Annotated in this window: 22 protein-coding genes and 1 pseudogene; 17 read left to right on the top strand and 6 right to left on the bottom strand. The window is 37.6% G+C overall.

The genetic code is table 11. The features are described 5' to 3' along the window. Positions 1 to 125 precede the first annotated feature (125 nt). Positions 126 to 1718, bottom strand: coding sequence for a solute:sodium symporter family transporter (locus CD039_RS08705; protein ID WP_103371987.1), 1593 nt, complete (start codon positions 1716 to 1718; stop codon positions 126 to 128). A gap of 357 nt (positions 1719 to 2075) precedes the next feature. Here CD039_RS08705 and CD039_RS08700 point away from each other — a divergent pair, with 357 nt between their 5' ends. From CD039_RS08700 to CD039_RS08685, 4 genes are all read left to right on the top strand, one after another. Then, on the top strand, positions 2076 to 3119 hold the full coding sequence (locus CD039_RS08700; protein WP_103371986.1) for a PTS sugar transporter subunit IIC: 1044 nt from the start codon (positions 2076 to 2078) through the stop codon (positions 3117 to 3119). Positions 3120 to 3587: 468 nt separating this feature from the next. Next, positions 3588 to 4340, top strand: a complete 753-nt coding sequence (locus tag CD039_RS08695) for an aggregation-promoting factor C-terminal-like domain-containing protein (protein WP_103371985.1) — start codon at positions 3588 to 3590, stop codon at positions 4338 to 4340. 298 nt (positions 4341 to 4638) lie between these two features. Beyond that, entirely contained in the window at positions 4639 to 5799 is a 1161-nt protein-coding gene (locus tag CD039_RS08690; protein ID WP_103371984.1) for an aminotransferase class I/II-fold pyridoxal phosphate-dependent enzyme, read from the top strand. Between the two features lie 21 nt (positions 5800 to 5820). Further along, entirely contained in the window at positions 5821 to 6819 is a 999-nt protein-coding gene (locus CD039_RS08685) for a D-lactate dehydrogenase (RefSeq protein WP_103371983.1), read from the top strand. Positions 6820 to 6873: 54 nt separating this feature from the next. Here CD039_RS08685 and copZ read toward each other — a convergent pair whose 3' ends face one another. Then, complete coding sequence (gene copZ, locus CD039_RS08680) at positions 6874 to 7083, bottom strand: copper chaperone CopZ (protein ID WP_103371982.1); 210 nt, start codon at positions 7081 to 7083, stop codon at positions 6874 to 6876. Between the two features lie 34 nt (positions 7084 to 7117). Continuing rightward, on the bottom strand, positions 7118 to 9511 hold the full coding sequence (locus CD039_RS08675) for a heavy metal translocating P-type ATPase (protein WP_103371981.1): 2394 nt from the start codon (positions 9509 to 9511) through the stop codon (positions 7118 to 7120). Between the two features lie 275 nt (positions 9512 to 9786). Between CD039_RS08675 and CD039_RS08670 the strand changes: the two genes are divergently transcribed. Further along, a complete protein-coding gene (locus CD039_RS08670) occupies positions 9787 to 10656 on the top strand; it encodes an SDR family oxidoreductase (protein ID WP_103371980.1) in 870 nt (289 codons plus the stop codon). A gap of 156 nt (positions 10657 to 10812) precedes the next feature. Here CD039_RS08670 and CD039_RS08665 read toward each other — a convergent pair whose 3' ends face one another. Continuing rightward, positions 10813 to 11019: a hypothetical protein gene (locus CD039_RS08665; RefSeq protein WP_002471414.1), complete on the bottom strand. Its 207-nt coding sequence runs from the start codon at positions 11017 to 11019 to the stop codon at positions 10813 to 10815. 231 nt (positions 11020 to 11250) lie between these two features. Between CD039_RS08665 and CD039_RS08660 the strand changes: the two genes are divergently transcribed. From CD039_RS08660 to CD039_RS08605, 12 genes and pseudogenes are all read left to right on the top strand, one after another. After that, positions 11251 to 11829, top strand: a complete 579-nt coding sequence (locus tag CD039_RS08660) for a sugar O-acetyltransferase (protein WP_070502771.1) — start codon at positions 11251 to 11253, stop codon at positions 11827 to 11829. Between the two features lie 347 nt (positions 11830 to 12176). After that, positions 12177 to 12431, top strand: coding sequence for a DUF443 family protein (locus CD039_RS12265; protein WP_103371979.1), 255 nt, complete (start codon positions 12177 to 12179; stop codon positions 12429 to 12431). A 144-nt stretch (positions 12432 to 12575) separates the two neighbouring features. After that, a pseudogene (locus CD039_RS12260) lies at positions 12576 to 12803 on the top strand (DUF443 family protein); the annotation flags it as partial. Between the two features lie 195 nt (positions 12804 to 12998). Continuing rightward, entirely contained in the window at positions 12999 to 13286 is a 288-nt protein-coding gene (locus tag CD039_RS08645) for a TIGR04197 family type VII secretion effector (protein ID WP_390612090.1), read from the top strand. A gap of 12 nt (positions 13287 to 13298) precedes the next feature. Next, positions 13299 to 13652, top strand: a complete 354-nt coding sequence (locus tag CD039_RS08640) for a hypothetical protein (protein WP_103371976.1) — start codon at positions 13299 to 13301, stop codon at positions 13650 to 13652. Between the two features lie 4 nt (positions 13653 to 13656). Then, positions 13657 to 15183 (top strand): LXG domain-containing protein, encoded by a 1527-nt coding sequence (locus CD039_RS08635; RefSeq protein ID WP_103371975.1) that lies wholly within the window; start codon positions 13657 to 13659, stop codon positions 15181 to 15183. Between the two features lie 36 nt (positions 15184 to 15219). After that, positions 15220 to 15879: a DUF443 family protein gene (locus tag CD039_RS08630; RefSeq protein ID WP_103371974.1), complete on the top strand. Its 660-nt coding sequence runs from the start codon at positions 15220 to 15222 to the stop codon at positions 15877 to 15879. Between the two features lie 9 nt (positions 15880 to 15888). Further along, complete coding sequence (locus CD039_RS08625) at positions 15889 to 16593, top strand: DUF443 family protein (protein WP_103371973.1); 705 nt, start codon at positions 15889 to 15891, stop codon at positions 16591 to 16593. A 94-nt stretch (positions 16594 to 16687) separates the two neighbouring features. Next, on the top strand, positions 16688 to 17341 hold the full coding sequence (locus tag CD039_RS08620) for a DUF443 family protein (RefSeq protein WP_103371972.1): 654 nt from the start codon (positions 16688 to 16690) through the stop codon (positions 17339 to 17341). A gap of 70 nt (positions 17342 to 17411) precedes the next feature. Then, positions 17412 to 17747, top strand: a complete 336-nt coding sequence (locus CD039_RS12255) for a DUF443 family protein (RefSeq protein WP_103371971.1) — start codon at positions 17412 to 17414, stop codon at positions 17745 to 17747. A gap of 396 nt (positions 17748 to 18143) precedes the next feature. After that, positions 18144 to 18800 carry a DUF443 family protein gene (locus CD039_RS08610; RefSeq protein ID WP_103371970.1) on the top strand — a complete coding sequence of 219 codons (657 nt, stop codon included), beginning with the start codon at positions 18144 to 18146 and terminating at the stop codon, positions 18798 to 18800. Next, positions 18788 to 19102: a DUF4176 domain-containing protein gene (locus CD039_RS08605; protein ID WP_049407920.1), complete on the top strand. Its 315-nt coding sequence runs from the start codon at positions 18788 to 18790 to the stop codon at positions 19100 to 19102. Before CD039_RS08610 ends, CD039_RS08605 begins: the two co-directional genes overlap by 13 nt. Before the next feature lie 109 nt (positions 19103 to 19211). Here the strand turns inward: CD039_RS08605 and CD039_RS08600 are convergent, their stop codons facing one another. Continuing rightward, complete coding sequence (locus CD039_RS08600; protein WP_103371969.1) at positions 19212 to 19997, bottom strand: putative hydro-lyase; 786 nt, start codon at positions 19995 to 19997, stop codon at positions 19212 to 19214. Positions 19998 to 20171: 174 nt separating this feature from the next. Then, entirely contained in the window at positions 20172 to 21848 is a 1677-nt protein-coding gene (locus CD039_RS08595) for a BCCT family transporter (RefSeq protein ID WP_103371968.1), read from the bottom strand. Positions 21849 to 22314 lie beyond the last annotated feature (466 nt).

The following is a 22314-nucleotide window of genomic DNA, read 5'->3' as shown; positions in this document are numbered from 1 at the left end:
ATCTATTCAACAAATCAATTACGCGGTAGCTGTCTGAATTCAAAAAGGGTTACACCTTTTTTGAAATCTAGCCATCCTCGCGGGGGCAGGACAACGAAATCAAATAGATTTCTGTCCTGCTCCCCCTACTTAGCTAATCCGATTGGTGAGAAGATAACGTAGCTTAATACTACGAGCAAGAGTACGATAGCACCTGCGATATAACGATATTTCCAAGGTGTCATATCGACCTTTGCGTAATTGGCCTTCAAGTCAAAGTGATCTGATGGTTTCAATTTATTGAAGATCATTATAATAATTAGATCAACAAAGAACAGCACACTAAAGAAATATAAATAATGAACGTGCGGTAAGAAATAAGTTAAAGCACCGTATAACACGATATGTGTGATTAAAGCTACTTTGGCTCCGAGTTTCGAAGTCCTTTTAGCAAAGAAACCAACCAGTATCAATACCAGCAATGGCATGCTATAAATACCGTTAAACTGCTGTACGACCGCATATAACCCACTTGGGAAGAGTGAGATCAACGGCGCGATAATTACCACGATAGCACCAATCAACACTGTAGCAATATGTCCGACGATAGCCACGTGCTTATCTGAAGCCTTGCGACCTACTAGCGGTTTGTAAAAGTCGAGTGTAAAGAGCGTTGATGTACTGTTGAGTGAGCCGACGAATGAACTCAAGATGGCACCAAAAATGACAGCGCCGAAGAGGCCATAAGCCCAATCAGGTAACACCGTGCTCAACAGTTTCGGGAAAGCATTGTCCGACGTACTGATATGACTGCCGAACATGTTAAATGCGATGACACCCGGTATCACTGTGAATATAGGGCCGAAAACTTTGAATAAACTTAAGTAAATCGCACCTTTCTGGGACTCTTTCAGGTTCTTCGCAGCAAGTGCCTTCTGAACAATCATTTGGTTCCCGCACCAGAAGAACAAGTTGTTAAAGAACATACCGAAGAAGAGCGTTGGCCAAGGAACGACGCTAGAATCAACAGCACCCCAACCGTTCAATTTCTCTGGTGTATGTTGCACAATGTGGTCGAAGCCGTGTAAGAAGTTGCCGTTGCCGAGATGACCTAGACCTAGGATGGTAATGGCAAGACCACCGATGATGAGCGCGATACCATATAAAGTGTCGCTGAATGCACTGAGTGACAAACCGCCGACAAAGAGATAAATAATGCCGATAATACCGATGACAGACGAAATAATGATCACTGCGGTATTATTGCTGACGCCAAGGTAGTCACTGACATGGAACATTTTATTAAACACCAACGAACCGGAGTACAAGACAACCGGTAGGAATGATAGCACGTAGGTGATGATAAAGAGTATGGAAACGAGCTTTTTCGTAAAGCCATCGTAACGCATTTCCAGAAATTCAGATATCGTCGTTACGCCGTAGCGTAAATATTTAGGCAGGAAGACCCAAGCGAGTAAGACAACCGCAACTGCAGCCGTCACTTCCCACGCCATAACTTCCATACCAACTGAGTAACTCTGACCATTCTGACTGACAATCTGTTCCGTAGAAAGATTGGTCATAATGATGGTTGATGCGACAGTGAAACCAGTGAGACTTCTGCCGCCCATAAAGAAACCGTCAGTATTGTCCGTGTTCACACGTTTCGAACGTACATAAGCGTAAACAGAGACACCACCGACGACGATGATAAAGAGTATAATCGATATCCAGTTCAAAGTGATTCTCTCCTTATTATTAGTGATTTGAAGATTTAAGTTAAAATGATGAATGTAGAAGATTCAATCGTCCAACGTTATAGTCATCAATGCGTTGAATTCTCGTTGTATGTAGCGAAGAAAGAGTGAATGACTTAATTCTCATATGCTTAATATATTTTCCACTGTATACAAATGTTAAAACATGTAAGTGTGCAACGTATAAATAAACTATCTATTTTGAGGTTATAAGAGCAGAGAATGGTGAAGGAAACGGTGTGCTTTTTAAAGAAAATAGAAAAACTTTCAAAATTAATATTCTGAAAATTGTGAACCTGTGGTATAGTTAATATTATTTAATTAATGGAGGAGACATCTATGAAGCATATGAGCATCAAAACATTCGGAAATAATTTACTATCGGGGGTAGCCATCGCAATCTTAGCAGGGTTAATCCCCAATGCAATATTAGGAGAAATCTTTAAGGCGTTAGCACCGAAATATCCTTTCTTCTTAAATTTGTTACACATCGTTCAAAGCATCCAATTTACGATTCCAGCTTTAATCGGTACAGCCATCGCAATCAAATTTAAATTGAATCCACTGGCGACGGTTGTAGTGGCAAGTGCTACCTTTGTTGGGAGCGGCGTTGCGCAATTGAAAGGACAAGTATGGGTTCTAGCCGGAGTAGGCGATTTGATCAATGCGATTATTACTGCAGGGATTGCGGTACTGATTATTTTAATCATTGGTGAGCGTGTCGGCAGTTTAGGTCTCATTTTCCTACCGATTATCGCTGGTGGCGGCGCAGGTTTCTTAGGATTACTCACACTACCGTATGTACGCTATATTACGACAAGTATCGGTCAGATGATTAATCATTTTACAGAATTACAGCCGATTCTCATGTCAATCTTAATCGCACTGTCCTACAGTTTCATCATTATTTCGCCATTATCGACCGTTGCGATTTCATTGGCTATCGGAATTAACGGTCTTGCTGCAGGTTCAGCGTCGATGGGCGTAGTTGCGGCTGAAGCGGTACTCGTATGGGGTACGATGAAAGTGAATCGTGCAGGTGTGCCACTTACGATCTTCCTTGGGGGTGTAAAAATGATGTTACCTAACATGATCAAACACCCAATTATGCTACTGCCCGTATTTACGAATGCGATCATCACTGGTTTAGGTGGCGCACTCATCGGTACTGGAGGTACGAAAGAATCTGCCGGTTTCGGTATTATCGGTTTGATTGGTCCAATTAACGCATTTCGATTCTTAGAGCACCCGCCAATCGTGTCTGGTATCTTAGTCTTCATCGCGTTCTTTGTGATTCCGTTCTTCTTTGGTTGGTTGATCAACCTCTTCTACGTAAAAGTATTGAAGCTCTATACGAATGATATTTATAAGTTCGAATTGTAAGCGTTGAATTGGAGTAACCCACAGCACTTCGTTGATTTTCAAGGAAAGTCGACGAAGTGCTCTTTTTACATATTGCGTATTTCGTTTAATTTCCTTACATTGCAAGCGGGGTAGATAGAAGATAATTATTTTAAGTAATTGGGATATTACAGTTGTGTAACAGAATGATGTCTTGTAACAATAAGATTGTTCTATTAAAAACTGTGATGACAGTATTGAGACCTTATAAAATCTAGTCTGGTTGAAGAGCGATCTATTTTAACTTTATTACATTGTGACGCAAAATGATTCTCGTGTTACAGTTTAAAAACGTTATTGTAACTTTTTGTTAAGGTACCGTAATAAAACTGCCTCATTACTGTGGTATATTGAGTATGGTCAAAATAAGACTTACCAAACACAAACTAGCACAACGAATATAATAATTTAGAATATAAAAGATTAAATACTTGGAGGCCTTTTTTAATTATGAAGAAGACAATCTTAGCATCATCTTTAACAGTAGCATTAGGAGTAGCAGGTTACTCATTAGTAGACGGACATAACGAAGCACACGCTTCTGAATTAAATATTGATAAAGCACATTTAGCTGACTTAGCTTTAAATCACCCTGAACAATTAAACGCTGCACCAATTCAAGAAGGTGCTTACGACTACCATTTCACATATGAAGGTTATGACTTTAACTTCACTTCTAATGGTTCAACTTGGTCATGGAGTTATGAGGTAGCTGGCCAAGGTTCAGCACAAACTTCATTCTACTCAGCACCAACAGCTAATTACTCAACACAATCTTATACAGAGTCTAGCATGAACACTGGTGGTTATACACAACAATCAAGCAATACTAACGTTCAAGCTGTTTCTGCACCACAAACTTCAAACTACAGCACTAACTCTGGTTCAACATCTTCTTACCATGGTTACTCAACTGCGCAAACTTCAACATCATCTGCATCTACTTCAGGTGGTTCAGTGAAAGCGCAATTCTTAGCTAACGGTGGTACTGAAGCAGCATGGAACTCAATCATCATGCCTGAATCAGGTGGTAATCCAAACATCGTAAACCCATACGGTTACAGCGGTTTAGGTCAAACTAAAGAAGCTTGGGGTAAAGGTTCAGTAGCTCAACAAACGAAAGGTTTCTTAAACTACGTTAACCAACGTTACGGTTCAATCGATAACGCAATTAATTTCCGTAACAACAATGGTTGGTACTAAGCCGAGAACATTCAAGTCGTCTCTCATGAGGCGACTTTTTTATTTTGCGAGGATTCGGGTGAGAAGTATTGTTAAACTTGTAGTGGAGATCAATAGGGTGTATCTTTTTTAGCGAGTCCATGTAGTGTGCCTTCCCCCTCCTCAGTCGTACGTTAGAGCTATCATCACACATTTTATTGAAAAAGGTAATATTGCTACTACTCGAATAGATCAAAGTCTGGTAAAATATTACTTAATATTCTGAAATTTATCACCGTAGCTATTTGACTACCTACAACAACAGTGAGGAGGCTGATAAATGGAGTATTCACGACGATTAGCACGAGTACCCGATAGTTACTTTGGTAAGACGATGGGGCAGGAAGTGAAACATGGCCCGCTACCGTTGATTAATATGGCGGTAGGTGTACCTGATGGGGAGACGCCACGCGGTATTCTTGATACATTTGCCGAGGCGTTATATCAACCTGAGAATCAAAAGTATGGCGCCTTTCACGGTAAAGCGACCTTTAAACAAGCCATCGTACAATTCTACAAACGGCATTATGACGTTGACTTAGGTCCTGAAGAGGAAGTTTGTATCTTATACGGCACGAAGAATGGGCTTGTCGGCTTACCTACGAGTATCGTAAATCCTGGAGAGAACGTGTTGTTACCGGATCCAGGTTACACCGATTACCTGGCTGGCGTGCTATTGGCAGATGCTATTCCTGTACCACTTCAACTTGAGCCACCGCATTACTTACCAGATTGGACGTGTGTATCTTCAGACATCCTGTCCAATACGAAGCTCGTTTATTTAACCTATCCGAACAATCCTACAGGTTCTGTGGCGACACTTGAAACGTTTGAGGAAGCTGTTCAGCTTTTTAAAAATACCCCAACGCGTATCGTGCATGACTTTGCCTATAGCGCCTTTGGTTTCGATGCGCCGAACCCTAGCATACTACAAGTAGAGGGCGCCAAAGATGTCGCAATCGAAATCTTCTCCTTATCAAAAGGGTTTAATATGTCAGGCTTTCGTGTGGGCTTCGCTGTAGGAAATAAAACTATGATTGCAGCATTAAAGAAATATCAGACACACACGCATGCAGGTATGTTTGGTGCTTTACAAGATGCGACCACATATGCCCTTAATCATTGCGATGATTTCTTACTCGAACAGAACGCTAAGTTTAAGCGCCGGAGAGATAATGTCGAACTAAAACTACGAGAAAGTGGCATCCCGTTTGAGCCAATGAAAGGTGGTATTTTCATTTGGCTACCGACGCCGAAAGGTTACGATGGAGAAGCGTTTGTACAATATTTGTTACAAGAACAATCGATACTCGTAGCGCCTGGCATACCATTTGGTGAGAATGGGCGCCATTATATACGCGTATCGCTCGCGCTCGAAGATGCTCAGTTAGATGAAGCAATGGAACGCCTCGGTTCGTTAGCACCACTGTATCAACAATAATTAAAGATGGGAGAATGATTCATGACAACAATTAAATTATTTGGAGTAAGGCCTGAAGATCGACCTTTTATTGATGAATGGAAGACGAAGCATAATGTAGAAATAGAAGAAACGGCTGAGATTTTAAACGATGATAATGTGGAAACGGTACAAGGCTATGATGGGGTCTCAATTTCACAACAAATTCCTTTGAGTGAAACAGTTTTTCAAAAGCTAAATGAGTTTGGCATTAAGCAATTGGCCCAACGTAGCGCAGGTTACGATTTCTTAGATTTAGACTTAGCCCGCAAATATGACATCATCATCACAAATGTGCCTTCGTATTCACCACGCTCCATCGCCGAATATACTGTGATGCAGGCGTTGAACTTGGTACGAAAGACACCGGCACTCCAAACGAAGACAGCGAATTATGACTTTCGTTGGGAACCGTCTATCATGTCGCGTTCAATTCAAGATTTAACTGTAGCGGTGATCGGAATAGGACGCATTGGCAGTCAAGTGGCAGAAATCTTTGCGAAAGGGTTTAATGCGCGTGTCGTAGGCTATGATTTAGAGCCGGATGACGCACTTTCTGAGTTCGTTGACTATCAATCGTCGCTTGAAGAAGCGGTGCGAGATGCTGATATTGTAACAGTGCATGTTCCTGGCAGTGCTGACAATCACTACTTATTTAATGATAATGTGTTTAAAGCATTTAAAGAGGGCGCTTATTTCATTAACTGTGCACGTGGTTCTGTCGTTGAGACACAAGCATTGTTGACACATTTAGATAGTGGTCATATCGCAGGCGCAGCGTTAGACACTTATGAGGGTGAAAAAGGGTTGTTCCCAAGCGATCAGCGTGGTACTGAACTGCAAGATGACACACTCGTACATTTAATTGAACGTCCAGACGTTCTCGTGTCACCACATATTGCATTCTATACTGATGCGGCAGTGAAGAATCTCATTGTCGATGCACTCGTTGCTACGCTTCAAGTGATTCAAACAGGAGACACGCCGTTTAGAGTGAATTAAATCCAATAGAAAAAGCTGGCAGAAGAAGCAATCTCTCCGCCAGCTTTCTTTCAATTAAGCGTTCACATCATAACCTTGATCTTCAATCGCATCTCTCATATCTTCAAAGTCAACTTTACTATCATCGTAATCAACATTAACTTGACCTTGTTCTAAACTGACTTCAGCTTGAGATACGCCATCTAAATCTATCAATGCAGTTTCTACCGCATTTTTACAATGTTCACAGCTCATACCTTCAACTTGAATTGTTTGGTTAGCCATCTTATCGTCTCCTTCTACTAGTCTATACTTCTTACTATAATTTCATACGTTTTAAACGTAAAGCGTTGGTCACCACACTAACTGAGCTTAACGCCATCGCGAGACCTGCAACCCATGGCGCAAGTAAGCCACATGCAGCGATAGGAATACCTGCCACATTGTAACCTAGCGCCCAGAACAAGTTCTGACGAATGTTGCGAATCGTTGAGCGACTCGCGCGTACTGCTTGAGGCAAGAGGTGAAGGTCGTCACCCATAATTGTAATATCGGCAGCTTCAATTGCCACTTCAGTACCTGTGCCAATTGCAATACCAATATCTGCTTGCACTAAAGCAGGGGCGTCATTGATACCGTCACCGACCATTGCCACTTTCTTACCTTGTGATTGTAAAGCTTGAATTTGATTCGCTTTATCTTCTGGTTTCACTTCTGCAATTACATCATCGATACCTGCTTCTTGGGCAATCGCTTGAGCCACTTTGGAGTTATCGCCCGTCAGCATCATGACTTCGACGCCCATAACGTTGAGCTGTTCAATCGCGGACCGGGCAGAGCTTTTAATCGGGTCAGCTACAGCGATATAGCCTCGGTACGTACCATCTACAGCGATGAGCATCGTCGTTTGAGCTTGACTTTCAGATGCTTCAACGTCAGCTAAGTCTGATTGCGCCACTTCGACGCCTTGTTCTTGTAAAAGTTGACGATTGCCCACGTGAATTGAGTGATCATCGACACGACCTTGGATACCGCGTCCGGGTATTGCTTTGAATTCAGTAGGGTTCATGAGCGATACACCAGAAGCTTTCGCATCATCCACTATCGCTGTCGCAAGCGGATGCTCAGATTGTTGTTCCAAGCTTGCGATAAGTTGAAGCGTTTCGCTATCGCCTGTATAAGATGTCACTTCCGGTTTGCCGTGCGTTAGCGTGCCCGTTTTATCTAACACGAGTGTATTAATATCATGCGCTTGTTCGACAAACTCTCCACCTTTAAAGAGAATGCCAGATTCGGCTGCTTTACCAGTACCTACCATAATTGACGTCGGCGTCGCTAAACCGAGCGCACAAGGACAGGCAATGACAAGCACAGAGATGCCAGCGATTAAGGCAGCTTCCACATCGCCGAAGTTAACCAACGTGATCCAGAATAAGAAAGTGAGGACAGCAATCGACACGACGATAGGTACAAAGTAACCAGAAATCTTATCTGCCAAACGTTGAATCGGCGCTTTCGAACCCTGGGCAGCTTCCACGGTCTTAACGATAGAAGCGAGGGCAGTATCCTTTCCGACATGTGTCGTCCGCATCGTGAACGTGCCATTCTGGTTCATCGTGCCACCGACGACCTCGTCATCTGTAGATTTGTGAATAGGCATGGATTCTCCTGTAAGCATCGATTCATCCACCGTTGTTTCACCACTTAATACGACACCGTCTACCGGGACGCTTTCACCAGGTTTGACTTTGAGCGTTTGACCCACTTGTAACTGATCGACTGGGACCATGCGTTCTTCTCCGTTATCTATGAGACGCGCTTCTTTCGCCTGCAAGTTGAGCAGTTGTGTTAATGCTGATGTCGTTTGCGATTTCGCACGTGCCTCTAAGTACTTTCCGAGTAAAATGAGGGTGATTAACACCGCACTCGTTTCATAATAGAGGTGTGGCGTCGTTTGTGGATGAAGGATCCAAACGATCGTTTCATACAAGCTATAGAAATAGGCCGCGCTCGTTCCCAAAGCGACGAGGACATCCATATTAGCTGAGCCACTACGCAGACTTTTATAAGCGCCAGTATAGAACTGCCAACCTATACCAAACTGCACGAGACTCGCAAGTACAAGTTGGAAATACGGATTCATCAACAGGTGAGGTAACTCGACACCGAAGAGATGCGTTAACATCGTTAAGAGTAACGGTAGCGTAATGATAGCTGATACGACGAGTTTAATCGCTTTATGACGGAGTTCACGCTGCTTACGATCGCTTTCAGTAGATTGTTCATCGGATTCAAGTTCGGCATCGTAACCTAGCTGTTGGATGCGAGCGATGAGATCACGCACATCATATTGAGCAGGAACGTAATCGACCCGAGCTTTCTCTGTCGTTAGGTTCACGTTAGCTTCAGCCACGCCAGGCATCTTGTTAAGCACTTTCTTAATACGGCTCGAACAAGCCGCACAGGTCATCCCTGACACAGCAAGTTCAGTAGAATCTGTAATGACGTAATAACCTGTCTTCTCTATAGTTTGAACGAAATCGTTGAGCGTGTATTCGCGTTTAGGATAGGTGATCGTCGCTTGTTCAGTAGACAAATTCACATTCGCTTCCACGTCTTCAAGCTTGTTTAAATTCTTCTCGATACGATTTGAACATGCTGCGCAACTCATACCTTCGATACCCAGTGTGAGCGTTTCAGTTCTTCCAGCCATATTCTCACCACCCTTACGTTACTTCAATTGGTTCTTGATTCGCTTTCAATATACCCCCTACAGGTATAAAAGTCAACGTGATTGCTTTGGTATGTGGGGTCAGGGGAGGCTTTGAGATTTTAAAAAGTGGAAAGGATATATAGAACTCCACTTTCTTAATAAAGTGCGCTACGGAAATATTTTTAACAATCTATTTCACTACTAAAATGTTTAAAATACAGGTATAGTGGTACAAATTTATAACGTTAAACTTAAAGTTGATGGAGGTCTTGGGAATGAATTTAAAGGAATTTCACGACAAGATTAAAGGGTACACACAAGATAGACAACCTGGTATTGAGAAAGACATGGATCCACGACCAATCTCTGAGTTAGATGAGTATCGCGCAGGCGGCAAGTTACAAGGTAAAGTCGCACTTATCACAGGTGGAGATTCAGGTATTGGCCGTTCAGTAGCGATCCTCTTTGCGAAAGAAGGCGCCAATGTCGCAATTGGTTACTACGATGAACATGAAGACGCAGAAGAAACTGTGAAACGTTTAGAGGAAATCGGAGTGAAAGCGAAAGCATATGCCCACGATTTAAGAGAGGTTGAACAATCTCAACAACTCGTAGATAAAGTCGTAGGTGATTTCGGTAAATTAAACATTTTAGTCAACAACGGTGGCGTACAGTTCCCTAAAGATGACTTCAGTGAAATCACGCCAGAACAAGTGAAGAAGACGTTTGAAACAAATATCTTCGGCATGATGTTCCTCTCTCAAGCCGCAGTTCCACATATGTCAGAAGGCGACGCCATCGTGAACACAACAAGCGTAACGGCGTACCGTGGCTCAGGTCACCTCATCGATTACTCTGCTACGAAAGGGGCGATCGTGTCATTCACACGTTCACTTGCGACAGTATTATCTGAGAAAGGTATTCGCGTGAATGCAGTGGCACCAGGTCCTATTTACACGCCATTGATTCCAGCTACGTTTGATGAAGAGAAAGTCGAAGGTCAAGGTGGCGAAACACCGATGGGACGTCGTGGTCAGCCAGCTGAGCTTGCACCATCGTATGTGTTCTTGGCTTCTAACGCAGATAGCTCTTACATTACTGGTCACGTGATTCACGTTAACGGTGGAGATTATATCACTTCATAAGATTTATAGTAGAATAGTTATAGTAAAGATTAAAAATAGCGCAGACGCGTTCACGATGGATGAACGGCTGCGCTATCGTTATGCTCAAATGAACTTCTTACATGTTGAGAGCGATAATCAAGTTATTTGAGCAGGCAACAGATTTATATTTAAAAACTAAAAGAAGTCAGACAAACTTAAATCCTCAAGATTAAAGTGCTTTAGATTATTGGAATTGACATTTTCGATATCAGGCAAGACATCACCTTGTTTAAATTGTTGATAGTAGCGATTGATAGTGACGCCTGCATCGTAGTCATGGAAAGTCTTCACTATTCCGAGGACTATAAGTACAGCGATAATACCTTGAAGTATACGTTTCATATATCTGACTCCTTTAATAGTTTATATTTCTATTGTACGCAGTTAAACGTGCTTTGCCATTCGTCTCTAGGACTGTTTTTAACTCATACTTTGGCATGAGAAGTCAGATAGGGTTGAAAAATTTGATGAGTGGTGTATGATTTTATTTTATAATGGAGAAAATGACAAGGGGAGAAAGAATAGACATCATTTCTACCCACTATGCAGAATAGAAAGGATTGAATGATAACTATGACTGAAAGGGAAAAAATGCTTGAAGGCGAATGGTATCAAGAAAACGACGAGGAGCTACAACGTCATCGTTTGAAAGCGAAAGACTTATGTTTCGATTTGAACCACACAAGACCGAGTGATGTAGAAACTCAAAATGAAATTATCGAAGAATTATTCACATATCAACCTACAAACTTAGAGTTATTAACACCATTCCAAGTAGATTATGGCAATAACATCTTCCTAGGAAAGAACGTATTCATCAACCATAATTGTTACTTTATGGATGCGGGACGTATTATCGTTGGCGATAACGTCTTCTTCGGTCCTGGAGTAGGTCTCTATACAGTAAGCCACCCATTAGCTTACGAACGCCGTAATTCAGGACTTGAACAAGCACAAACGATTAAGATTGGCGACAATGTCTGGATTGGCGCGAACGCATCAGTTCTACCTGGTGTGACAATTGAGTCAGGTGCTGTCGTGAGTGCTGGCAGTGTCGTAACACGCGACGTGCCAGAGAACGCGATTGTGGCAGGCATTCCTGCGAAGATCGTTAAATCTATTCACGAAGAAGAGGTAGACTCAGAAGAATAGGTTGTGTGGAAGCGGTTGGAGACGTTGACGTTGAGGTCGCTTTTCGCTAGTAGAGGTAAAATGATAAATTAGGTAACTGAAATTTTGAAATACGGCTATGTTTAGGGGCATGGTCGTATTCTTTATTTCGTTTTAGCTTATAATAAAGGAGAGATAAAGAGAGAATAACGTTTCTATAAGACAGACCAACGATTCAGCATAGTTTACTATAGTTACTCATTTGTAATGCATGTTCTCTTTCAATAGTCTTCAGGTTGAAAAGATGTATTCAAAAAGATAAATAGTTAAACAAACGAAACAGTCGGTAAAATCTTTGATTAACCTAAGATATTGGAGTGAGGCAACAAATGGCAAGAATACATCTTATTTATAATAATCCGAGATACAAAGTAGTTGATAAAGATAATAAATACTTATTGATTGACCTAGAACAACATTGGTATTCGTACCTTTTACCTATGTTAAATTGGGTGATTCCAATTAAATATACAGAACTTACTTACGAAGAATTGAATAGTTTATATGTCATTAAAAATAGGTATCACAGCGCTTATAGTTTAGTTATAGCGGGGGCTGGTCTATTAATTACCAGACATGTTTAAAAAATCGCATACTTGATGGATGTGTATCTTCCGACTATGTGGATGTTTGTAATATATTTAATTGGTTTTATTTCGATTATAGCGTTGAGAGTGTACGTAAGCAGAAGATTGAAAATTACGAAATTTTAGAGCAAAGAGAAACAAAAATTTATCTTATTTCCTACATTTAAGAATTTGATAATAGTATTATTTAATTTCTTTTTACTTTCACTACTGTCTTCCGTGTCTTATTACGAAATAGGCGAAAATAATTTCAATATTATTTATTACATTTGCTGGTTAAGTATTTTTTTAATGTTTACCATTTTAAATCTGTGTACCATTATAGGTAAGAAAATACATGTGAAAATATGTAGAAGAAAAGATCAGTAGATGACATGATAGTATTTAGTGATGAATAAAGTAGAGTAGTAATTTAAAAATTTATTAATAGTAAACATAAAAAGGACTCGAATACAAGTCCTTTTTTATTTGGATTTTTGTGATAAATTTCATTATGTAAATGTGATTTATGAATTTTAATTACTAAAGTATTTAATAATAAATTATACATAATAGTTGAAGGACGTGAGTCATGTAATGGGTCAAGTTAAAAGTGATTCAGGTAAGACAGATGATATCTTCTCAGGTTTAAAGGGAGCTCTTAACGGTTTTGAAGACCTTACTAAGCCGACTAAAGATGAAAGTACAACGGTCAAAGGCAATTCGAATGTACACGACGCTATAGATAATTTAATGAAGAAAAGTAAGTCTGTTGCTAATGCAATTGAAGAGGCAAGTAATCATATTAAAAAAACAGGTGAATCGTTTGAACAAACCGATCAATCAATAAGTAATAACATTGGCCAGAATTAAAGGAGCAAGTGAATGACAAAGGAAGTAGATGAATATAATCATTTAATTAAAGATAAACAAGAGCAAGTAGAAGATTTAATGTCTGAGAAAAAAGAAGTTCAGAACCTAATAGATGAATATGAAGATTTAATTCATCAAACAGAACACTTCAATAATCATTTAATTGAGCGATATTACGATAGTCGAATGTTTAGTGCAATAGAGGAAAACACTCGCGCATATCATTCAGCGCAGCATAAACTGATGGGAGAGTTGTCTGCCCAACAAAGTGATATTGAACAATCCATTCGACAAACCAATGATGACATTGATGATCTTGAAAGAAAGCGAAATATATCATTACAAATAGAACGAGAGAGAGGTTAACACCATGAGTATTGATATGTATTTAGGTAAATCCAGAAACCAATCTTCAGATGTGAGTAGTACAGTTAATGACATAACAAGTGACTCTGAAGATGTATTGAAAGAAATTAGTAAATTTGTGGGAGAAGACGAATTACAAGGTCAAGCTTACGATTCAGGAAAGCAGTTCTTCTCTTCAGTACTCATACCATTAGCTGCGAGTATAAGAACGTTAGGAGAGTTAACACAACAAGCGTGCGACCAGTTTGTTGATAAATATCAATCTGATGTAGATACACAAAGCTTAAAAGAATCAGAGTTACAAGAGGACATTAAAAATTTAGACCATCAAATTAGTCATTTAGATGCGATGAAAGGACCTTCTACTCATACCAATGCGCATAAAGAGATGGTAGGGAGTTTAAAAGACCAAAAGCAAAAACTTAAAGAAAAACTCGATAAATTAAGAGAGTTTAACTCCGATTCTCCAAACATTTTTAAAGAGGTAGAATCATTTCAAAAAAATGTTGAAGAAGGAATCAAACAAGCGAAGTCGTCTTGGAATCCAGGTAAACAAGCATTTGACATTCCATCAGGTAAAAAGATGAAGTGGGCAGAAGCAGTCCATCAAAAAACGGTTCAAGTAGATATCAGAAACACCCTCCAAAAAGTGCAAGACGGTAAGAAATTAAATAAGGAAGACATGTATACCATCATCAGCTACGGACAAGAAAAACTTTCTCATTTGATACCTAAAAAAGTACAAAAAGAGATTGATGAAGATATAAAAAGTATTGCAAATGATTTATCAATGAGCGGATCAACTGAACTTATGGAAGAGTTTGGTAAAGTGTTATCGAATACCCAAGGCTTAAGTTTAGACGGTAAAAATTATAAAAATATCGGTGAAGGTATTAGAATAGCGGGCAAATTTGGTGGAAAAGCAATACCAATTGTAGGTTTTGGAATTGGAATGTATACAGATATACATGATGAGCATAAGACAATTGGGGAAGCTCTAATACATAATGGAGCAATTACAGGATTACAATTAGGAATAGGTGCTTTAATAACCGGAGCATTAGTAGTGTTTCCTCCTGGTTGGGCAGTTTTAGCTGGAATAGCTCTAACTACGCTAGCCTCATATGGTATTAGTAAGGCATATGATAAAAATTTATTTGGAATAAAGTCTAAAACAGAGTGGATAGGTAGAAACAAGATAGATCCCTCTATTAATTGGACAAAAAATGAAATTAAAAATAATTATTCTTTACTAAAACGAAATTTCAACTATGATAAAAGTTTAATACAAGGTTCATACAATCAAGGTATGCAAAAAAGTAAAAAAGTACTAAGTAAGAATGTGATTCCGAAAGTTATAAGTACCTCTATTAATGGGATATCTAGCTTTAAAGAAATAAATAATGACACAAATCAGGCTATGATAAAAGGCGGAGAGAAAATATATGAGTTTTCTAATTCGGTTAGAAAAAAAGTTGGTGAATCTATAAATAACATGCAATCCTCTATAAATCCTATGCAATCATGGTAGAGAATGCGAAGTTAAAATGTTAAAGGAGTAACGACAATGTTCCGTGACATAAAAATCGAAGCTATTGAAAATAATAGTAAATATAAGTTAATAAATTATAAAGATGAATATTATTTAATGGATTTAAACGGAAATAAAATAACCTATATATTCCCTCTATTAAATTATCTTACAAAGCATAAATTAATGCGTATCGATAAAGATGAGTTATATGAAATTAAAAAGTCTGCTGTCAGTAAAGCGCAATTAAATAAAAGAAAAGTTTTAGGTGGGTTTGGAGCAGCTATAGGTATTTTAATAGCTAAACTTACTAAATCTTTTGTAGATTATTTAGATTTCTCAGGCAACTTGTTATTAAAAATTTTTTTAGTAGTAATTGGAATTCTGCCTGTTTTCATCATTAAAGAGATAGTTAATCATAAAAAGCGTAGAGAAATAGATATAAAAATAACTCGTCCAAACTTTAAAGCATTTGTATTACCTAATAATAAAGATTTATTCAAAAACATATTCAAAAACATATTTATATATATATTATTGTATAGTTTCATCTATGCATCTATAGTAATGGAGGAATCAAATATTATATTCATCATTTGTGTAATAGTGATGCTTTCATTACTCTTAAGTCTAAACGTAACCTTGTATAGTCATACTAAAATAAAAGGCAAAATAGGTAAAATTAAAGAAAGATAAGATGCATTCATAATCTATTATAAATACCTCTATTATGAGAGAGGGAGTGGTATTATCGAGAAAATTATAATAGATGCTATTGAGAAAAATAGTAAGTACAAAATAACACATTATGATAACAGACACTTTCTAATTGATCTTAATAGAAATAAATTTACATTTGTATTTCCACTTTTAAATTATTTTAGCAGGCCCCAGTTAATTGAAATTGATAATGAGGAGGTTAGGAAGATAAAAACTGCATATATTAGTGAAGAATATAAAGAAAAAATGGATACAGCAACAAGTTGGGGTACAGGTATAGGACTTTTTATTGTCTTTTTAACAAGATCAGTAGTTGACTATATAGACTTTCCAACGAACGTATTTTTGAATGTATTTTTCTTATTAATTTCAATTATTCCTCTTCTAATATTAAAAGGAGTTATAGATAGAAGAAAGAAAAACAAATTTAACATAAAAATTCAAGAAGAAATAGGTAGAGCATTTATACTACCAAATCCAAAAGAAATGTCTAAAAATATATCTTTAAATGTTTTCAGTACATTTATTTTTATAGCTTTATCTATCGGGACATTAACTATTAAAGAATATAGTGTTATATATATATTTGGTATCATGCTATTTTTTTCTTTTATCTTATTTCAAAATGTAATGTTATATAACAAAACTACAATTGAAGGGAAGATTAGTAGTATTAAAAGGAATCAGTAAAAAATTATTGTTATTTTAAGATTTAATTATAAAGATTAGAAAATAACAGTTAACACATTGAAATCACTTCGCAGAATAGGGAGAGTGCTTTACTATTGAAACGATAACTATAGATGCTATTGAGAAAAATAGTAAGTACAAAATAGTGAATTATAATAGTCAACTTTTTATTATAGATATAAATAAAAGTAAGTTAACTTATATATTTCCGTTACTAAATTACGTTATTAGACATAAAATGATAGAAATAAGTGAGATTGATAAAAGTAATATAAATATTTCTCATTTGGACGAAGATGATAAAAAACTTGGGAATAAACTAGGATTTTTAGGAGCAGGTATAGGCCCTTTTATTAGTGTGATAGGAAGACCTTTATTGGATTATATGAATTTTAGAACTAATTTCTTGTTAAATATTTTTTTAATACTAATTGCAATTATATCATCATTATTTATTAAAAGTTTAGTTGACAGAAAGAAAAAAATCAGCCTTAGCAATAACAAGTGTAAGGCTTATGCATTTGTATTACCTGAAATAAAGCATATAATTAAAAATATTTTAATAAATATAATATTGATATTTTTCATAGTAATGTTATCTATTGGCACAATAACATTAAGAATTTCTAGTGTTATATTTATATTGGGTATAATGATGTTTACGATAATATTATCATCTCAAAATGTATACATTTACGATAAAATAAATACTAGAGGGAAAATTGGTGGAGTGAGGTGGAGAAAGTAGAGATCTAATAATTAACTTCTTAATTAAATATTAACACTTTAGAAGATTATAGCGTAGATTAAGGAAGTGAATTATCATCGACAAAATTACGATAGATACTGTTGATAAGAATAGCAAGTATAAAATAGTACATTATGATAACAGGCAATTTCTAATTGATCTTAATAGAAATAGATTAACTTATATATTTCCTTTATTGAATTACAATATTAGACAAAATTTAAATGAAATTAGTGAGGAAGAATTACGTAAAATTAAATCTTCCACCGTAAATAAAAAAAATAAGAAAGTTGTTATAGAATATACGGGCATGGGGTTAGGTTTTTTTATATCTGTTTTATTGCGTCCTGTTATAAAGTATATGTACTTTGAAGTAAGTTTCTGGTTAAATATTTCCCTTATGTAAATGATAATTATACCTTTAATAGTACTAAAAGAAATAAGTGATAAGAGCAATAAAAATAAATTAAGTATTAGGTTAGGAGAATCTAGTATTAAAGCATTTATATGGCCTAATGTAAAACATTTATTTAAAGCTATTTTTACTAATTTGTTTTATATATATTATTAATTTTATTTGCAATATATCATGTTTCGATAGGAGAGTTTGGTATAATATCATTTATATTTATACCTTTTGTGGTTACATTAATTCAATTCCAGAATAAATATATCTATAATCGAACAAAAATTGAAGGAAAAATAGGAAGTATTAAGTGGAAAAAATAGAGATCTAGTGTGTAATTTCTAAAATAAATATCAACTTCTTAGAAGAACAACGTGTAGATAAAGGAAGTGAACTATCATCGACAAGATTACGATAAATACTATTGATAAGAATAACAAGTACAAAATAGTGCATTATGATAATAGACACTTTATTATCGATCTCAACAGAAATAAATTAACCTATATATTCCCATTATTGAATTTCATTACTAGACATAAGCTAACAGAAATTAGCGAAGAAGAATTACATAGTATTAAATCTTCTAATGAAAGTAAGAATAATAAGGGGAAAGTTGCTATAGGCGGATATACGGGTATAGGCTTTTTAGTATCTGTTTTCCTAAGACCTTATATCAATTATATGTACTTTGACATGAATATATGGTGGATTATTTTCTTTATACTGCTAGGAATTATACCTTTATTAATATTAAAAGGGAAAAATGATAGGAAAAACAGACGTAAATTGAGTATCAATTTAGATGACTATCGAATTAAAGCTTTTATATTACCTAATACTAAAGATTTACTAAAAGGTGTTTTCTTAAATATAGTTGGATATCTGCTTTTTATTTTTTGTACACTAGATCCCATTATGTATGGAGAATTTAGCTTTATAACTTTTCTATTTATTATATTAGTATTTTCTTTCATTCTATTTCAGAATGCATTGTTATACACTCAAAATAAAATCGAAGGAAGGATCGGTGGCATTAAATGGAAACAATAGGCAGCATTATTTACTTAAAAGAAGGTTCTCAGAAATTAATGATTATCAATAGAGGGCCGATTGTAGAAATGGATAATCAGCGTTATATATTCGACTATTCGGCATGTAAATATCCAATTGGAGTAGTAGAGGATGAAATTTATTATTTTAACGAAGAGAATATTGATAAAGTCATTTTCGAAGGTTATTCTGACGAGGATGAAACGAGATTTCAAGAATTATATGAGGATATGCTAAAGAATTTAGATAGCGATATTAAACGAGGTAATGTGAAACAAGAAGAAAATTTTGGATTACACTAGAAAAATTTTACTCAAACCACTAAGCAAGTAGGATCAAATTTTAAACATACAAACTAAGAGTGTGTCGTTACAAAGTTAGGTAATGGCACACTCTTTCGTTTGTGAAGACCTAATCTCCCATTTGGCTCTCGAGGACATCGGTCACGAACATATGGCCTGGCGCATGGGTGATGACGAGATCTGGTTTAGCGGCTAAAGCAACGGATTGTGGTGTCACACCGCAGCCCCAGAACACGGGCACTTCTCCTTCGTTTATCTGCACAGGTTCGCCGAAATCAGGTTGGCTTAAATCTTTAATTCCGATATCTTCCGGACGACCAATGTGAATAGGTGTGCCGTGCACTTGCTTGTAATGTGTCGTGATTTCAGTCGCTTTAATGGCTTCTTTCATCGTCATTGGACGCATACTCACAGTCAATGGCCCACGAAAGATACCACTCGGACGTGTATCGATGTTCGTCACATACATCGGTACGTTATGTTGTTCCTCGATGTGACGTACGGGGAGGCCAGCATCTAGCAAAGCATGTTCAAAGGTGAAACTACAACCGATTAGGAAACTAACCATATCTTCTTCAAAGAGGTGTTGAATATCATTAGGTGTCTCAACGAGCTCGCCATGTCGATAAACGCGATATTTACTCACATCTGTACGAATATCTGCGTTTTTGCCATAGGTTGGGAAGGACACCGCACCAGTTTCAGCAATATCTAATAAAGGACACGTCTTCGGATTGCGGAAACAGAATTTTAGAAAGTCAAATGCATATTTTTCAGGTAGAATCACGACGTTCGCTTGTACGTAGCCTTTCGCCATTCCACTCGTATGTCCGAATAACTTCCCCTTACGTATCAGTTCTCGAATTTCACTCGGTAAAGCGTGATGTAAATTCATTTTCTCATCCCCTTTTCTAGATAAAAGTTTAAAAATTCTAATAATTAAACTTATCCTCTTACTTCCTATGTCTATTATACATGAATAGAAGTATGAGTAGGGGGAGCCCGCTTAAAAAAGATGCAACCAACCTTAATTGATTGGCTGCATTAGGTATTTAATACGTGTCAAAGACTATTCATTTTTATCCTGTGAGTGATTATTCACTTGCTGAGTGTGGTGGTCGTAGTCGACAGTTTGATGATTGTCTTCATCATTATCCTTACTGCTATTTGCCTCATCGTCACTCTCACGCTCCTCTAAAGGTATGGAGTAATCTTTCTCATCATTAATATACGACATTTGGAAGTGCTTGGTATGTTCGCGTTTTAAAGCTCTCATCAGTGAGAAGATCATCAAGAGTAGTATGATCGAGAACGGCAAGCCTGTGACGACGGAAGCGGTTTGTAAACTTGTCAGTCCGCCTGCGATAGTCATAGAAACCGAGATTGCTCCTATAAGCACGCCCCAAATAATCTTGTGTTTCACTTTAGGATTCGCTAGTCCGCCCGTAGCCATACCTGCTACGATATGTGTCGTCGAATCTGCGCTCGTAATAATAAAGATAAAGATTAACGCGATAGCTAGGACACTCGTGATATCCGCAAGTGGAAATTTGGATAGTAGTTCAAATAAGGCGACAGTGTAATCTTTGTCGACAACGTGTGCGATATCGTTACCTTTCAAAGCGAATTTCAGAGCGGTACCGCCAAATCCAGCGATCCAACTGAAAGAGATGAGTGGTGGAACGATTAGCACACCAATGACGAATTCACGTACTGTTCGTCCTCTTGAAACCCGGGCAACGAAGCCACCGATAAATGGTGACCAGGAAATAACCCATGCCCAATAGAAGACGGTCCATTTCTGAATCCAAGCATCACTGCCACCATATGGATTGAGACGCAAACTGTATTCGATGAAATGACGGAGATAATCGCCAATCGCGAGTGTGTATGATTCAAGAATAAATTTGAGATCACCGACACATAACATGAAGATTAAGAGAATAGCACCAAGCCCAATATTGATATTACTGAGCCATTTTACCCCACGATTTAAACCGGTAATAGCCGAACCTAAGAAGATCACGACCATCAAGATAGTAATACCAATTTTAACACTGTTGTTTTGTGGAACATGAAACACATGATGCAGTCCACCATTAATCTGCATAATACCGAGGCCGATAGATGTCGCAATCCCCATTACCGTTGCGATAATCGCGAGTATGTCGATGATATTTCTAAAAGGTCTGCGATACGCTTCACCGAATACAGGTTCCATGGCAGTCGAGATGAGCCCGTCACGCTTTTTACGAAACTGGAAATAGGCCACGATTAAACCAGCAATCGCAAAGATCGACCATTGAGAAATACCCCAGTGGAAGAAAGTATAACCCATTGCGACACGAGCTGAATCTTCAGAAGCGTTAGCAATCTTACCCGGGAAGGGAGAATGTAAGTAGTGCGTCAACGGTTCAGCCACACCCCAGAAGACGATACCGACACCTAGACCAGCTGAGAACAACATACCAATCCATGAAAGCATAGAGAACTCCGGCGATTCGTCGTCATCTCCGAGCTTGAAACGGCCATAGCGAGAGATAGCTAAAGCGATTAAGAAGATGTCCAAGATAAAGATGATGAGTAGGAATAGCCAACCAAAGCTATTGGAAATGAAATCATAGATGTGTTGCGCATGATGGCCGAATTGAGTAGGGAAGATACCAGCGACTGCGGTGATCAATACGATAATCGCAACCGATATTCCATAAACGAAATTTCTATTTTTAGTCTGTTTATCATTCATAAAACAAATACTCCATCCTTTGTTTATTGTTAGGTTTCAAGTGGGGTTAATTACATAGATGCATTACTCTTAGTCGTGATTTAAATATTATTTAGTGGTTTATTATCAGTTGTTCATCGATGTTGGCGTTATTTATATTTAAAATTAGTCTTATGATATTTAAGTCTTAATTTAAGAATTCATAGTTGTTGTATAGTTTTTGCTTTATATAGGTGTTCTAGCAGTAGGATAATAATATATTATTCTGAGAGATAGTTCTTTGAAATTCGTTTTAAAGACTATTAGACACGCTGGAGGTAACTAGGACACAACGAAAATCCATTCTTCGAACTGCGTAATGTAGATGAAATACTTTATGAGACGCAGTAAAGATCTGGATTCATAAGGGTTACACTCTTATGAACCCTAGCTCTTTTTGCGGGGGAAAGACCACAAAATCATAGATTTCTGTCTTTCTCCCAGTGAG

The sequence above is a fragment of the Staphylococcus argensis genome (assembly GCF_002902305.1).
Taxonomy (GTDB): domain Bacteria; phylum Bacillota; class Bacilli; order Staphylococcales; family Staphylococcaceae; genus Staphylococcus; species Staphylococcus argensis.
Note: the sequence above shows the minus strand (reverse complement) of the source record. Positions and strands in the feature narration are given on the sequence as shown.

What these genes read in the sequence shown, in the direction of transcription:
- CD039_RS08700 (WP_103371986.1), top strand. Translation starts at nt 2,076, where the DNA reads ATGAAGCATATGAGCATCAAAACATTCGGAAATAATTTACTATCGGGG.
- CD039_RS08695 (WP_103371985.1), top strand. Translation starts at nt 3,588, where the DNA reads ATGAAGAAGACAATCTTAGCATCATCTTTAACAGTAGCATTAGGAGTA.
- CD039_RS08690 (WP_103371984.1), top strand. Translation starts at nt 4,639, where the DNA reads ATGGAGTATTCACGACGATTAGCACGAGTACCCGATAGTTACTTTGGT.
- CD039_RS08685 (WP_103371983.1), top strand. Translation starts at nt 5,821, where the DNA reads ATGACAACAATTAAATTATTTGGAGTAAGGCCTGAAGATCGACCTTTT.
- copZ (WP_103371982.1), bottom strand. Translation starts at nt 7,083, where the DNA reads ATGGCTAACCAAACAATTCAAGTTGAAGGTATGAGCTGTGAACATTGT.
- CD039_RS08675 (WP_103371981.1), bottom strand. Translation starts at nt 9,511, where the DNA reads ATGGCTGGAAGAACTGAAACGCTCACACTGGGTATCGAAGGTATGAGT.
- CD039_RS08670 (WP_103371980.1), top strand. Translation starts at nt 9,787, where the DNA reads ATGAATTTAAAGGAATTTCACGACAAGATTAAAGGGTACACACAAGAT.
- CD039_RS08665 (WP_002471414.1), bottom strand. Translation starts at nt 11,019, where the DNA reads ATGAAACGTATACTTCAAGGTATTATCGCTGTACTTATAGTCCTCGGA.
- CD039_RS08660 (WP_070502771.1), top strand. Translation starts at nt 11,251, where the DNA reads ATGACTGAAAGGGAAAAAATGCTTGAAGGCGAATGGTATCAAGAAAAC.
- CD039_RS12265 (WP_103371979.1), top strand. Translation starts at nt 12,177, where the DNA reads ATGGCAAGAATACATCTTATTTATAATAATCCGAGATACAAAGTAGTT.
- CD039_RS08640 (WP_103371976.1), top strand. Translation starts at nt 13,299, where the DNA reads ATGACAAAGGAAGTAGATGAATATAATCATTTAATTAAAGATAAACAA.
- CD039_RS08635 (WP_103371975.1), top strand. Translation starts at nt 13,657, where the DNA reads ATGAGTATTGATATGTATTTAGGTAAATCCAGAAACCAATCTTCAGAT.
- CD039_RS08630 (WP_103371974.1), top strand. Translation starts at nt 15,220, where the DNA reads ATGTTCCGTGACATAAAAATCGAAGCTATTGAAAATAATAGTAAATAT.
- CD039_RS08605 (WP_049407920.1), top strand. Translation starts at nt 18,788, where the DNA reads ATGGAAACAATAGGCAGCATTATTTACTTAAAAGAAGGTTCTCAGAAA.
- CD039_RS08600 (WP_103371969.1), bottom strand. Translation starts at nt 19,997, where the DNA reads ATGAATTTACATCACGCTTTACCGAGTGAAATTCGAGAACTGATACGT.
- CD039_RS08595 (WP_103371968.1), bottom strand. Translation starts at nt 21,848, where the DNA reads ATGAATGATAAACAGACTAAAAATAGAAATTTCGTTTATGGAATATCG.